This window comes from Lachnoclostridium sp. An138 (assembly GCF_002160765.1).
Taxonomy (GTDB): domain Bacteria; phylum Bacillota; class Clostridia; order Lachnospirales; family Lachnospiraceae; genus Laedolimicola; species Laedolimicola faecalis.
On the sequence record NZ_NFLF01000004.1, the window covers coordinates 78,078 to 90,876 of the forward strand.

Consider the following 12,799-nt stretch of genomic DNA (forward strand, 5'->3'; position numbering starts at 1 on the left):
TTCCTGCGCGGCACTTTACCTGTTTTCTCAGTCTTCCAGCTGGCGGTTCAGTTCCCACAGGCCCAGCACCAAAAGCATCAGCAGAAGCGCCCCGTCCACGGCAAGCAGCGGGAAGATTCCTGTCCGGATGACGCCATGGACGTAAAAGACAGTAAAGATTTCTGCGGTAAGTCCCGCAAAGCAGAGCCCATTCACCGCATATTCCGCGATAAGACTTCCAAACCGTGTATTCCAGAGTGTCATATAGAGATAAGGAATCAAAATCATGCGCCACACGATCATGACAGCCGGATATATGAAAATACAGGCTCTAGGAGCCATAGATACAGCTTCCCCATGATTCCACTGTATGGGAATCTCCGCGGGCAGTCCGGGCCAGGAAAGAATGGCGGTAAACAGGCTGATCACCCAGAGGATAACCCAGGTCCTCCTGCTTCCCAGGCGGCGGAGAAGCCCGGCAAAATCATACCGCAACGCGGATTTGCCGCGCTCCCAGTAATCCTCCGTCTCTGTGGTATACTGCTCCACATCCAGCTCCTCAAAGCTGACCGGACCAGACTTCAGCAGCTTCTCACAGGCAAGCGCGGACGCTTCCGCAGCCTTCAGATTTTCCTGCAGTTTTTTGCTCTGCCGTTCCACTGTCTGATACAGAGACAGCTTTCCGGATATGATTTTCCCGATATCCTCCACAGAGATTCCAAGCGTTCTTAAGAACGCAATTTTCTGAATGCAGTCCACATCCTCTTCGGAATAATTCCGGTATCCGCTGCTTTTCTCCCGGGAAGGCTTAAGCAGACCTTCCTTTTCATAAAACCGGATGTTTGAGCGGGTCAGCCCTGTCCTCTCTTCTACTTCTGCGATTGTCATATGCGCCGCCTCCTGACGTTTCGGGTTTTCGCCCTCTTTCTGGCTTCATTATAGGGTATAAACCCGGTTTACAGTCAAGGAATTCCGCATAAAAATCCCGTTCTTTTCTTTTCCGCTCACATGTTTTCCTCTATTCTTTCCAGAAGATGTGACATGGCAAACCACACAGTCTCATAATGCATATATTCCAGCATATTTTTATCGGTGAAGAACTGCAGGCTGGGCGGAAATTCTTCGTCCGAGTTCCAGAACTGGAATATTACCGGAAGAAAGTCAAAAAGCGGGAGCTGATAAGCCACATCGCCCCGTCCGGCCTTCACGCCGCCCAGGCTCTGGCAGGCGGCAGAAAGGGCTTCCTCTCTGTGGTCAAACCGGAAAACTTTCCCGGAAAACAGGCCGTCTCCCACGGAACTGGCGCTTCCTGCCATGACAGAAGAAAGACTCTGCATGTTCACAAATTCCCCGGACAGACAGCATTCATCCCTGGAATAGCAAAGCACATCATAGATCGTCATGGCTTCATTATAGCCTGCTTCCTGAAATGTCCTCAAATGATCACCGGAACCGCTGACAGTGCCATCTTTCCGGTCTATCCGGTAATCTTTGCTGACAAAACGGATAAATATCGAATCTGTATCACTCTCCAGATGAAATTTCTGTATCATCTTCTCCTGATCATATTTCAGAAACTCCTTCTGCATCTGCCGCTTCATGATTTCATAATTGGATGTACGACCGCTGCTTTGATTCTGAGAATTCATATGTCTGTCCTTCCTTTCCGGCATCAACTGCCACTTACAGCCCTTATAGCGCAGCAGGGGGCTTACGGCAGCCTCCTATGGCAGCACCACCGTATCCGGCACCAGGTTCGGAATTCCCACATGCCAGAAGCAGTACAGGGAAAGGACGCAGGTGCATACAAGCACCGTTCGGAGCACCTTGTCTTCCCATACCCGGTCAACCCGGGATATCAGGTAGGCGATAAAGAACAGAATCGGCAGCAGGTACCGCCCCTGAGGCTGGAAGTCCACGAACCAGGAGTTGCCCACGATCAGCACGTACTGGATAAAGCAGGTGAAAGCCACAGCCGCAATTTCCCAGCGGTAAATGGCTTTTTTCTGCTTCCAGAGGCGCTGAACCGTGCGTCCCAGCAGCACAAGGTAAAGAATGCCCATAACCAGATAGTACCAGTCTGCTTCCCCAAAGGCATAGCTTCCGAAGAAGCCTGCGAAGGTGCGGAACAGATTCGTATGAAAATCGTACTGGGTCAGCAGCTCTCCAAGGGAAATTCCCTTCTCAAAGAAACGCATGGAGTAGGCAGCTTCCATGGCCGGTGTGGAAGGCTTGTACCCATACTCGGCCTTCTGCTCTGTCACATCCAGAATCACGCCAAGCTTATCGAAACCATAATAGGGGAAATCCGTAATCATATACCGGATGGCAAACAGTCCCAACGTAATCCCCGCCAGAATCAGATATTTACGGAACAAAGGTCCTCTTCCCTTCTTCTCCTGGAACAGCATCCGGATCAGCAGGATAAAGAACAGGAACATCAGCACCGTATAGAAGGTGGCCTTGGCCCAGAATATGTGCAGAAACAGGATGGAAAGCAGGGCATAATACAGGATATGCCGCCTTCGGAAGCTTTCCCTTAAGACCCGGTTCAGCATACTGTCCTTCTCAATCAGCTCGTAGAGGCACAGGAATCCCATGAAAAAGTCCAGGGCGTCCGAGGTCGAATAGCTGAAGATGTACCACACCTGGGGCGTCAGCAGAAATACGAACAGAAGCGCGTAATTTTTCCGTATGTTTTTTATGACGAGGCCTGCCATCATACCGAAAATAAGCAGGCTGAACAGGCGGATCTGGACTGCTGCGTCTGAAAAGAACTGTCCGAGCTTGCCTGCGTAAAAATAAAACATGTTGAATTCGAAATGCCGGGAGGTGCCGTATACCGGATAACTGTCGTTGATGATATCACTGCGGATATCCGGCGGCATAAAATGCGTAAAGTAATAGAGGACCGCCGCTTTTACGTCATACTCGTCCGGATTCAGCCAGAAGGGACTGCGCAGAGCCGTGTAAACGACCATCAGCACAGCGCCCAGTACGCCGGCCAGAAACAGAAGGCAGGTAATTTTCACAAGCAGGGAGCCGTCCCGCACCTGAATCAGCACCCAGCGTACCAGCAGCGCCAGAAGCAGGATAAGAAGGCCGGATACGAGCCAGCCCAAAAGGAATACCGGGAGGTTTCCCTGTGTATAAAGATTCTGGAATTCTGCCGTGGGAAGAAGCTGCGGATCTTCTCCTGTGACAGAAAAGGTAAAGGTATCCGTGTCAGAGAAGGAAACCTGCTCATTTCCGGTGAAATATTCCTTCAGTTCTTCTCCTTCCAGAGAAATTACCACAATTCCGTTTTCCCGCACCGTCAGGCTGTCTACTGTCAGTTCCCCTCCACTGTAAGCCTGATCCACCGGATCGATCCGCTTTAAGGAACAGTGGTTTCCATACTTTAAGTCCAGCCAGGAAATCCGGGCCACGCCGCTGTTGACCACGCGGCTTTTGGCATCGGAAGCGGACACATTTTCTCCGGGACCGGCAAAAACGGTCGTAATCACTTCTCCGGACGGATCTTCCGCGTAAGTCAGGGTAACCGTCGTATATACAGGAGTTACCAGAAGGCAGATGAGAAGCCAGAGCAAAGCGGCAGCTCCCGCCAGCACCCATTTTCGGTTTCTTATCGATTTCAGCATCATTTCATTTCTCCAAATCTGTTTTTACCGTTTAAAATACCACCTGCACCAGGAACATATAGCAGGCGGTTCCCGCGGCAATGCTTAAAAGCACATTCCGCTTCCAGACATGCAGCAGGGCTGTGACTGCCACAGACACGAATTCCGGAATTCCGTGGGAAGCAGAAAAAAGATCTGCTCCCTTCAGACAGTATACCACCAGAGTGGCCATAATCGCAGGCGGAAGAATCTGCCCCAGATACTCCACTGCTTTGGGCACCTGGCGCTTTCCGCCAAACAGCACAAAGGGAATCAGTCTGGTAATCAGGGTGCAGACTGCCACAAGCAGAATAATGATCAGCGCCCGTTCCTTTGTCATGCTTCTTTCACCTCCTGCTCAAGTCTTCCCCTCAGCCCCATCAGGACGCCTACCGTAATAATCAGGGACGGCAGGATGAAATTGTTTCCGCCAAAGATCAGGAGGCAGACGACGGCAGAAATAAGGCCGGCGACGGCAGGCAGATGGGACTTTGCCTCACGCCACTGATCCACAAAGATGGTAACAAAAAGGGCCGTCATGGCAAAATCGATTCCCGTCATGTCGAAGGGCAGAACCTGCCCCAGAGCAGCTCCTGCCACGGAACCTGCGATCCAGTATATCTGATCAAACAGGGAGATCAGAAACATCGCTTTTTTCTCATCCACCCCCGCAGGCGTCTTTAAGGAACAGAGCAGGGAATAGGTCTCGTCAGTCAGGGAAAAGACCATATAGGGATAGGTCTTCATTTTTCGGAATTTTTCCACAAAGCTTAAGCCGTAAAAGGCATGGCGGCTGTTGATCAGAAGGGTCATCACCGCCACGGCCGGAAGGCTTGTCCCTCCGCCAAGGAAGCTGACCAGAACAAACTGAATGGAGCCTGCATAGACGATTGTGCTGGCAAGCAGCGCCCACCAGAAGCTGTAGCCCGCTTCCTGCAGCAAAAGTCCAAACGCAAGCCCCAGAAAAAGATATCCCAGCATCACCGGGATGGTTTTCAAAAACGCAAATCTGACTGTCTCTTTCATCTTGGGCAACTCTCACTTTACCATATTTTAGTCTTCTTCCGTCTGCGTGCTTTCATCTTCCTCCGGAACAGAGTCTTCCTCTGAATCAGACACCCAGATGGAATTTACGGCATTCGACCAGGCCTCCCGCAGCTCCATTTCATCTGTCATATCCCTCTCGATCTCCGCGTAAATCCGGCTGCTGTCCACCGTGCCGATGGACGCCTTGGTGTAATCGAGAATTACATAAGCCACAAAAAGGCAGATGCAGACATAAAGGCGGATACGGAAAAAAGCGCCGCCGGACGGCTCCTCCGTCTCAGGCGCCTGCCCCCGCTGTTCCAGAAGCATCTTCCGGTACTGTCCGCCCCGTCTTTCGTTTTTTGCCATAGCCGCACTTCCTCATTTCTGTCTTCCTTTCTTCTATCCTATGAGACAGGCGGAAAACATATGAAAAGGAAGTTTTCGCAGCAGGGGCCTTTAAATCCCCACTGCGCGTCTGCGCGGCGTCAGCGGTTGGCCAGCTCCGCCGTGATGTCCTCCCAGGTCACGCCCCGCTCCACCATCAGCACCATGGCATGGTAAAGCAGATCGGACATTTCATACTTGATTTCCTCCGGGTCCGGATTTTTGGCCGCAATCACAAGCTCGGTAGCCTCTTCTCCCACTTTCTTCAGGATTTTGTCGATGCCCTTGTCAAACAGATAGTTCGTATAAGAGCCTTCCTTCGGGTGTGCTTTCCGGTCTGCAATCACCTTATAGACATTTTCAAAGACCTTCAACGGATTCGTATTTTTGTACTCTGTCCTTGCGATCTCGTGGAAGAAGCAGGACTTATTTCCGGTATGGCAGGCCGCTCCGGTCTGAGACACCTTTGCCAGAATGGTGTCCAGATCGCAGTCTACAATCAGCTCCTTCACATACTGGAAATGGCCGCTGGTGAGACCTTTGACCCAGAGCTCCTGACGGCTCCGGCTCCAGTACGTCATCTTGCCCGTCTCAATGGTCTTCTGAAAAGCTTCTTCATTCATATAAGCCACCATCAGTACCTCGTCCGTCCGGTAATCCTGGACCACCACGGGCACCAGACCATCCGGTCCCAGCTTGAACTCGGACCACTCCATATTGCAGTTCAGCGGGTGCAGACGCTCTTCAAAGGGCTTCAGCTCATTGATATAGATCAGTTCGCTCACATATTCCTCTACGAGGGCCGCCGGAGCGCTGACCACATCGGAGCTGTCCACAGAGGCCGCGATTTTCTCCTTTCCGAACCGCTTGGAAGCTTCCTCGGTCAGGTCAATGTTATCCTGTCTCGCGTAATTGAGGATCACCTTTTCACAGCCGGCATACAGATATTTCTTCACATCCTCCAGTCTGCGGATACGTCCTCCGGCTTTTACCGGAACCTCTGCCGCCCGGCAGATTTCCTTTAACACTCCGATGGAAAGCTCGTGATCCTCATCCGCGTCGGACAGATCAAAGACCAGAATCTCGTCAGCTCCGTTGTCACTGTAATATCTGGCCAGGACCGCCGCGTCCCGTTCCTCTCCTTTTACCTTTCCGGCCATCAGCCGGATTACCGCTGTGTTTTGTTCGCTCATATCAAAGACTTCCTTTCGTTGACAATACGTCTGTTATCCTCGGGTCATGGGCTGCAGCCATATCAAGCGCCTTGGCGAAGGCCTTGAACATTCCCTCGATCATATGATGGCTGTTCCCGCCGGAAAGCATCTTAAAATGCAGGTTCATGGCCGCGCTGTAGGAAACGGCATAGAAAAATTCCTTTACCATCTGGGTGTCCATCTCTCCCACCCGCTCTGTCGGGAATTCCACATCAGAAACATAATAAGGACGCCCTGACAGATCCAGGGAACAGAGCACCAGAGACTCGTCCATGGGAAGAATACAGGTTCCGTAGCGCACGATTCCCTTCTTGTCTCCCACAGCTTTCCGGATAGCCTGTCCCAGTACAATTCCCGTATCTTCTATGGTATGATGGCAGTCCACCTCCAGATCGCCCTTCACCTGACAGTTCAGATCAAAGAGTCCGTGGCGGGCAAAGCCGTTCAGCATATGATCGAAAAAGCCGATTCCTGTGGAAATCTCCGCCTTTCCGCTGCCGTCCAGATTCAGTCTGACTGCGATATCCGTCTCTTTTGTGGTTCTTGTAACCGCTGCGGTACGTTCCATGTCATTCCTCCTTATTTTCCCTGATTTTCAAACCTTACCGCGATGGAATTGGCGTGGGCCGTCAGTCCCTCCGCCTTCGCGAAGGTCTCAATATCCTCATGTACAGTCTCCAGGGCTTCCCTGGAATAATAGACAATGCTTGATTTCTTGATAAAATCGTCTACGCTTAAGGGCGAGAAGAACTTCGCCGTTCCGTTGGTGGGAAGCACATGGTTCGGTCCCGCGAAATAGTCGCCCAGGGGCTCGCTGGCATATTCGCCGATAAAGATAGCTCCCGCATTCCGGATCTTCGTCATCACCTGGAAGGGGTCCCGGGTGACAATCTCAAGATGCTCTGAAGCAATCTCATTGGCTGCTTTAACAGCCTCCTCCATACTGTCCGCAATCAGAATATAGCCGTAATTTTCCAGGGATTTCTCCAGAATGGCCCGTCTGGAAAGCTTCTCCAGGAAGCCGTTGATCTCTGTCTGTACTTTCTCTGCCAGTTCCCTGCTGGTGGTCACAAGAATCGCAGAGGCCATCTCGTCATGCTCCGCCTGGCTTAGGAGATCCGCCGCCACATAGCGGGGATTGGCTGTCTCGTCGGCCAGCACCAGAATCTCGCTGGGACCGGCGATGGAATCGATGCTTACGAAACCATAGACCGCCTTTTTCGCCAGGGCCACATAGATATTTCCGGGGCCTACGATCTTGTCTACCTTCGGCACGCTTTCCGTTCCGTAAGCCAGCGCCGCGATGGCCTGGGCGCCGCCCACCTTGTAGATTTCATCCGCCCCGGCTTCGCAGGCCGCCACCAGCGTATTGGCGCAGACCTTTCCGTCCTTTCCGGGCGGGGTTGTCATGATGATCCGTTCCACTCCGGCCACCTTGGCCGGCACAATGTTCATCAGCACGGAAGACGGATAGACCGCCTTCCCGCCCGGGACATAGACGCCGCAGGACGCAAGGGCGCTGATTTTCTGGCCCAGAAGCGTGCCGTCCGGCTTACTGTCAAACCAGCTGTACCGTTTCTGTTTCTCATGGTAGCTGCGGATATTGACAAGAGCCTTCCGGATGACCTCCAGAAGCTCAGGGTCCACAAGGCGGTACGCCTCTTCGATCTCTTCTTTTGTGACGCGGATGCTTCCGGCGTCTATATGCACGCCGTCAAAACGCTCCGTATAGGAAAACAGCGCCTTGTCTCCATCCTTTTTCACATCCTCAATGATCGCGTTCACCCGATCCGCATACGCCCCGTAGTGGTTGGGGCTTCTTTTCAACAGCTCGTCCAGAAGGTTTTTCCGGCTGTTCTCATCCAGTGTGATAACTCTCATGACTTCCTCCCAAGCAGATATCCGAAATATCGGTTAAAAATCCAGACAATCGGAATTTCAGCCACACAGACAAATACGGCGGTTCCCAGATTGAACAGGGGCTGCGGCAGCGGAATCCGGTTGTCGATAAAAAACATTCCTAACGATACATAGTATACCACGAAAAACGCGGCGTGTGTACACATAATCACAAGTGAGTTTCTCCCCAGCCAGGACAGAATCCGGCTTTCCGGAAGAGCTCTCATCAGGCCGAGAAGACCGGTGCAGATCAGAAGGGCCGTCAGGTAATGAAGGGGCTCCACGTACAGATAATGAAGGTCAAAGACCGGGGACGCCAGAGCAAGCAGGCTGCCCGGAATCATGAGAAGTCCGAGAGCCAGACAGATAAGGCGTCCTTTTTCCTTCCGTCTTCCCGAAAAAAGCTTTTCCTCCAAAAGCCCCAGATACCAGCCCGCCAGCAGAAACGGCATGGCCAGAATTCCCCGCAGAACCGTGATCAGCAGATCCATCCCGGCATAGCCTGCAAGCGTCAGGTTCATGGACACATACCGGTCCAGATGAAAGGCTACCGTAATACCTAAAGCCAGCAGGGACAGAATAAGAACCGCTCCGTTCCTCAGTCCGGGCCGAAACCTTCTGTCCAACAGCAGAAACAGAGCTCCCGCGGTAAAATAGGCCGGCAGGAACCACAGAATATGAATCCCGTATCCGGTCGCAGCGTCCACATACTGCCTTGCCAGCTGGGAAGCCGTAAGATCCCCCGGATCAAAAAAGAGCCCAAAGGTATTCACAGCCAGAAGCATAATAGTAAAAGCGGCGTACGGAAGCAGGGTTCCCCTGGCTTTTCCCGCAAGCGCTGTAAAAAAAGGCTTTTTTTCGTTCCGCTTTGCATAGCTCAGGATGCCGCCTATCACAAAAAACAGCGGCATATGAAAGGAGGAAATCCATTTCAGGGTATCCTCCTGGATATATTCGATATGGCCCAGGACCACAAGAAAAATTCCCACGCCTTTTGCCATATCCAGATAAGTCAGTCGTTTCCGCGGCATGAAATCCTCCTGTCAGTCGTTTTAGGGCACAGTCGTTATACAAACATCCTGTATCTGGAAGAATCTGCGTCTGTCAGGAAAGCGCCGCCTTCAGAGCCTGAATCAGCTTTGTGATCCGCTCCGCTTCCATCTTCATGCTCACCTGATTTACCACCATGCGCGCGGAAAGCGGCATGATCTCTTCCAACACCTCCAGGCCGTTCTCTCTTAAGGTAGAGCCTGTCTCCACAATATCTACAATGACCTCGGAAAGTCCCACCAGCGGAGCCAGCTCGATGGAACCGTTCAGTTTGATAATCTCTACGGTCTGGTGCTTCTGATTATAAAAATAATCCTTGGCAATATCCGGATACTTGGTCGCCACCCGGATCTGCTCCTGGTGGGCCAGCTTTTCCCGTGCGGAAGCCGGACCGCAGACACACATCCGGCACTTGCCAAAGCCCAGATCCAGCACTTCATACATCTTCCGCCCTTCTTCCACCAGCGTATCCTTTCCCACCACGCCGATATCAGCAGCGCCGTACTCCACATAGGTCGGCACGTCCGGCCCTTTCGCAAGGAAAAATTTCAGCTTCAGCTCGTCGTTGACAAAGATCAGCTTCCGGCTGTCCGGATCTTTCATCTCTTCGCAGGTGATTCCCACCTGTTCCAGAAGCTCCAGGGTCTTTTTTGCCAGACGTCCCTTGGTCAGCGCGAAGGTCAGATACCGCGTCCCCTCTGGTCCCGCTGCCTCTTTCCGGATCTCGCTGCTGTTCAGCGCTCTCTGGAGCTGATCCACCACAATGGCAAAGCCGACCGCCGGAAGCTCCCGCCCGAAATGAGAAAGCAGAGTATCGTAGCGGCCTCCCTTGGCCACCGGTTCGCCATAGCCATAGGAATACGCCCGGAACACAATTCCGGTGTAGTAATTGTATTTGCTCAGCATACTCAGATCGAAGCTGATATATTTTTCAAACCCTTTTTCCTTCAGACCTCTGTAGATATCTTCCAGACGGCCGAGAGCCTTCAGCGCTTCCGGATTGTCTGTAAGGGCTCTGGCCTTCTCGAGGGCTTCCGCAGAACCGGAAAGCGTGGCCATTTCCAGAAAAGTCTCACGAAGTTTCGGAGAAAGCTCATAGTCCGCAAGCAGCTCCTCCGCCGCGAACCGGTTCTTGTCAGAAATAAGCCGGCGCAGGCTCTCTTCCGCTTCGCTTCCGATGCCCGCTTCCTTCAGAAGGGCCTTGAAAAATTCCACCTGTCCCACGCTCACCTGAAATTCTTCCAGTCCCGCCGCCTTCAGGGCTTCCACAAGCACCGACAGAAGCTCCACATCCGCAGAGACGCTTTCCTCGCCCATGAGCTCCGCGCCAAGCTGGGTTGTCTCCTTGAGACGGCCCTGATATTTATCGTAGTTGATAAAAGTATTGCCCATATAGCAGAGACGGATCGGCGTCTCGTCATGGAAATATTTCGACACGGCACGGGCAATGGATGGCGTCATATCCGGGCGCAGCGCCAGCGTATTGCCTTCCTTGTCAAAGAATTTATAAAGCTCCCGGGAAGGGACGGTTCCCACTTCTCGGGAAAATACATCGAAGAACTCAAAAGTAGGCGTTTCAATGCCCTGGTAGCCGCGTTCCGCGAGGACACGGTAGAGAAGCTGCTGCAGTTCAAACTTCTGCACAAACTCACTGCCGTAAATGTCCCTCACGCCCTCGGGCGTATGTAAGATCGGATTCTGGTTTTTCATATCGGTGAACGCTCCTTTAGCTGAAATCTATCCTGTATTGTAACATATTCTGCCGGAAATGTGCAACGTGCAAAAGGGGACAGGCGGCGCGTCTTTTCCGCATCAATGACTTTTCACCAGCCTGTCTGTGTATCAAAATCGTATTCCAAAACACAAAAAATGACCACAAAGCCCCGCAAATCAGGGTTTCATGGTCATTTGGCTCTTCAGACACCATAAAACGCAAAAGCCTTGAACAGTTGCGCTACGTATCCATCATTTTCTGAATTCCATCCAGATAAGGCACCAGATAGCCCCCGTGGGGATTCAGCACAAACTCCGGCGAAAGCTCCTCGTGCCGGAAGCTTTTGCGCCCTCCGGCAGCCGCCCGGTCCCAGAACTCCCGCATCCTCCGGTAGGAAAGATAATAGAGCTCATTCCGGTGGGAGAAGAAGATAATCAGAAAGGCGACGCCCTCCTGTTTCTCAAAGTCTTCCATGAATTTCACCTGATGCTCATGGATATTCTGAAGCGGGAAGGTATCGCTGTCGCACTCTTTAGCGTCGAAGCAGACGGGAATTCCCTGCACGGCTCCGATGTAATCCACGGTACTTTTCTGGTCAAAATAGGCCAGCGTGATATGCCGGTGTTCTTTATCGATCTTGATCGGAGTAATCGGAGTCGGCACCTTCTGGATCAGCGCCAGTCCCTGCTCTCTGTATTTTTCATTGGTCCGGTTGATCAGTTCCTCCAGGGTAGAACCTCTGAGGCCTCTGGAATTCCAGGTCGCCATAATTCTTTCGTCCTCTTTCCGGAGATTATTCCGCGCTCTGGAAGGGAGCCAGATTCTTTACCCCATCCGCCGGCGAAATCTCCTGATCGCCGTTATCAATGTCAATCAGATGGTATCTGTCATTTCCCATATGAAGCTCTTTCATATAAGTCAGCTGGCGCAGGCCATGGCGGGACTCGATTCTCTCCACCAGCGCGTGATGTTCCTCTTCTTTCATGGCATACACCAGATCCACCGAAGCCTGATCGACAGCCAGGATATCCAGGGAAGCCAGAATTCCCACATTCGGCGTCACCACCGGCTCTGCCGCCGTACCCTCACAGTCACAGGACACGGACATGTTGCGCATTACATTGATATAGCTGATATGCTCTCCGAAATGATCCGCCACTGCTTTGGCGGATTCTGTCATGCGTTCCATAAATTCTTCGTCCGAGATATCCCACTGATCGTCGGAACCCGGCGTCGTGTGAATTCTGGCCTTTCCGATACGGCCGTCTGCGCAGCCGATGCCGATATTCTTATTAGAACCGCCGAAGCCGCCTTTACTGTGTCCCTTAAAATGAGTCAGCACGAACAGGGAATCGTAATTCAGAATATTCTTTCCCATCTCCAGCTCGGCAAACCATTTTCCGCCTTTTACCGGAAGCGCCGTTGTCCCGTCCTCATCCATGATATCGACCGGGCAGAACGTCCAGCCGTTGGTCTTCAGGGTTTCTCTATGATCCTCCGTCGTATAGCGGCCGCCGTCATAGTAGGTATTCGTCTCTACAATCGCCGCCTCCGGAAGCTCTTTTCTGATCAGTTCCTCCACCCAGGGTCGGGGAATGATATTCGGCCCGTGAGGCTCCCCGGTATGAAGCTTAATTCCCACTTTTCCGGTCAGACAGCCGCTTATACGGGCATAAATCTTGCGCAGACCTTCCGCAGATAAATCCCTTGTAAAATATACTACAGACTCTTTTCCGCTTCTCTGTTCATAAGGAATGTAATGATCTCCTCCGGTTCCCGGAACTGGTTTCTGATTGGACATTTGAAACTCCTCCTTCTTTCATACAGATTCTGATACATATTCAATCCTCATTATGGGATTTTTTTTATTG

General features: G+C 52.1%; 13 protein-coding genes and 1 pseudogene. All 14 read right to left on the reverse strand.

The window, feature by feature from the left end; translation table 11 throughout:
- Positions 1-27 precede the first annotated feature (27 nt).
- The gene (locus tag B5E82_RS04780) at positions 28-867 is read right to left on the reverse strand and encodes a MerR family transcriptional regulator (protein ID WP_087306330.1); all 840 of its coding nucleotides are present in this window, start codon (positions 865-867) and stop codon (positions 28-30) included.
- Positions 868-983: 116 nt separating this feature from the next.
- The gene (locus tag B5E82_RS04785) at positions 984-1,628 is read right to left on the reverse strand and encodes a DUF3786 domain-containing protein (RefSeq protein WP_162610706.1); all 645 of its coding nucleotides are present in this window, start codon (positions 1,626-1,628) and stop codon (positions 984-986) included.
- Between the two features lie 75 nt (positions 1,629-1,703).
- Positions 1,704-3,623, reverse strand: a complete 1,920-nt coding sequence (locus tag B5E82_RS04790; RefSeq protein ID WP_087306333.1) for a DUF2142 domain-containing protein — start codon at positions 3,621-3,623, stop codon at positions 1,704-1,706.
- A gap of 28 nt (positions 3,624-3,651) precedes the next feature.
- The gene (locus B5E82_RS04795; protein WP_087306335.1) at positions 3,652-3,978 is read right to left on the reverse strand and encodes a branched-chain amino acid transporter permease; all 327 of its coding nucleotides are present in this window, start codon (positions 3,976-3,978) and stop codon (positions 3,652-3,654) included.
- Positions 3,975-4,664 (reverse strand): AzlC family ABC transporter permease, encoded by a 690-nt coding sequence (locus B5E82_RS04800; protein WP_087306337.1) that lies wholly within the window; start codon positions 4,662-4,664, stop codon positions 3,975-3,977. The genes B5E82_RS04795 and B5E82_RS04800 overlap by 4 nt, the downstream gene beginning before the upstream one ends.
- A gap of 27 nt (positions 4,665-4,691) precedes the next feature.
- A complete protein-coding gene (locus B5E82_RS04805) occupies positions 4,692-5,033 on the reverse strand; it encodes a hypothetical protein (protein ID WP_087306338.1) in 342 nt (113 codons plus the stop codon).
- Between the two features lie 119 nt (positions 5,034-5,152).
- Positions 5,153-6,211, reverse strand: coding sequence for a bifunctional phosphoribosyl-AMP cyclohydrolase/phosphoribosyl-ATP diphosphatase HisIE (hisIE, locus tag B5E82_RS04810; protein WP_242966249.1), 1,059 nt, complete (start codon positions 6,209-6,211; stop codon positions 5,153-5,155).
- 34 nt (positions 6,212-6,245) lie between these two features.
- Positions 6,246-6,833 (reverse strand): imidazoleglycerol-phosphate dehydratase HisB, encoded by a 588-nt coding sequence (hisB, locus tag B5E82_RS04815; RefSeq protein ID WP_087306341.1) that lies wholly within the window; start codon positions 6,831-6,833, stop codon positions 6,246-6,248.
- Positions 6,834-6,844: 11 nt separating this feature from the next.
- Positions 6,845-8,146, reverse strand: a complete 1,302-nt coding sequence (hisD, locus tag B5E82_RS04820) for a histidinol dehydrogenase (RefSeq protein WP_087306343.1) — start codon at positions 8,144-8,146, stop codon at positions 6,845-6,847.
- Positions 8,143-9,195 (reverse strand): acyltransferase family protein, encoded by a 1,053-nt coding sequence (locus B5E82_RS04825; protein ID WP_087306344.1) that lies wholly within the window; start codon positions 9,193-9,195, stop codon positions 8,143-8,145. Before B5E82_RS04825 ends, hisD begins: the two co-directional genes overlap by 4 nt.
- A 73-nt stretch (positions 9,196-9,268) precedes the next feature.
- Positions 9,269-9,937: an ATP phosphoribosyltransferase gene (gene hisG / locus B5E82_RS18820; protein ID WP_275533158.1), complete on the reverse strand. Its 669-nt coding sequence runs from the start codon at positions 9,935-9,937 to the stop codon at positions 9,269-9,271.
- A gap of 21 nt (positions 9,938-9,958) precedes the next feature.
- A pseudogene (gene hisZ, locus B5E82_RS18825) lies at positions 9,959-10,924 on the reverse strand (ATP phosphoribosyltransferase regulatory subunit); the annotation flags it as partial.
- A 244-nt stretch (positions 10,925-11,168) separates the two neighbouring features.
- Positions 11,169-11,696: a Holliday junction resolvase RecU gene (locus B5E82_RS04835; protein WP_087306348.1), complete on the reverse strand. Its 528-nt coding sequence runs from the start codon at positions 11,694-11,696 to the stop codon at positions 11,169-11,171.
- Between the two features lie 25 nt (positions 11,697-11,721).
- Positions 11,722-12,729 carry a DUF362 domain-containing protein gene (locus B5E82_RS04840; protein ID WP_087306350.1) on the reverse strand — a complete coding sequence of 336 codons (1,008 nt, stop codon included), beginning with the start codon at positions 12,727-12,729 and terminating at the stop codon, positions 11,722-11,724.
- Between the last annotated feature and the right edge of the window lie 70 nt (positions 12,730-12,799).

Coding starts and splice junctions, on each gene's coding strand:
- B5E82_RS04780 (WP_087306330.1), bottom strand. CDS start 867: ATGACAATCGCAGAAGTAGAAGAGAGGACAGGGCTGACCCGCTCAAAC.
- B5E82_RS04785 (WP_162610706.1), bottom strand. CDS start 1,628: ATGAATTCTCAGAATCAAAGCAGCGGTCGTACATCCAATTATGAAATC.
- B5E82_RS04790 (WP_087306333.1), bottom strand. CDS start 3,623: ATGATGCTGAAATCGATAAGAAACCGAAAATGGGTGCTGGCGGGAGCT.
- B5E82_RS04795 (WP_087306335.1), bottom strand. CDS start 3,978: ATGACAAAGGAACGGGCGCTGATCATTATTCTGCTTGTGGCAGTCTGC.
- B5E82_RS04800 (WP_087306337.1), bottom strand. CDS start 4,664: ATGAAAGAGACAGTCAGATTTGCGTTTTTGAAAACCATCCCGGTGATG.
- B5E82_RS04805 (WP_087306338.1), bottom strand. CDS start 5,033: ATGGCAAAAAACGAAAGACGGGGCGGACAGTACCGGAAGATGCTTCTG.
- hisIE (WP_242966249.1), bottom strand. CDS start 6,211: ATGGCCGGAAAGGTAAAAGGAGAGGAACGGGACGCGGCGGTCCTGGCC.
- hisB (WP_087306341.1), bottom strand. CDS start 6,833: ATGGAACGTACCGCAGCGGTTACAAGAACCACAAAAGAGACGGATATC.
- hisD (WP_087306343.1), bottom strand. CDS start 8,146: ATGAGAGTTATCACACTGGATGAGAACAGCCGGAAAAACCTTCTGGAC.
- B5E82_RS04825 (WP_087306344.1), bottom strand. CDS start 9,195: ATGCCGCGGAAACGACTGACTTATCTGGATATGGCAAAAGGCGTGGGA.
- B5E82_RS04835 (WP_087306348.1), bottom strand. CDS start 11,696: ATGGCGACCTGGAATTCCAGAGGCCTCAGAGGTTCTACCCTGGAGGAA.
- B5E82_RS04840 (WP_087306350.1), bottom strand. CDS start 12,729: ATGTCCAATCAGAAACCAGTTCCGGGAACCGGAGGAGATCATTACATT.